Here is a 309-nt window from a genome sequence, read left to right as displayed (position 1 = left end):
GCTCAAGATAACCTCCGAGCGACTCAACCGGGAGATCCGCCGGCGCACCGACGTGGTCGGCATCTTCCCCGACCGCGACTCCCTCATCCGCCTCGTCGGCGCCGTCCTCGCCGAGCAGCACGACGACTGGATCGAAGGCCGCCGCTACCTCGGCCTCGACGTCCTCGCCCGCTGCCGCCTGCGGCCCGTCACCGACACCGGCGACAGCACCCAGGAGGTGACCGGCCAGCCGACGATTCCGGCGCTCAGCGCCTGACCGAACCGAAGATCACGCGGTAGCCGTCACACACCACGCCCGGGGACTTGACC

Annotated in this window: 1 protein-coding gene; it reads left to right on the top strand. The window is 70.6% G+C overall.

What is annotated here, in order from left to right:
• On the top strand, nt 1–256 hold a 256-nt coding region (locus tag A6V29_RS05295; protein WP_170977698.1), incomplete at its 5' end, for a transposase.
• Between the last annotated feature and the right edge of the window lie 53 nt (nt 257–309).

It is taken from the genome of Blastococcus sp. CCUG 61487 (assembly GCF_005222955.1).
Lineage (GTDB): Bacteria > Actinomycetota > Actinomycetes > Mycobacteriales > Geodermatophilaceae > Blastococcus.
This window is presented reverse-complemented; position numbering and strand designations above follow the sequence as displayed.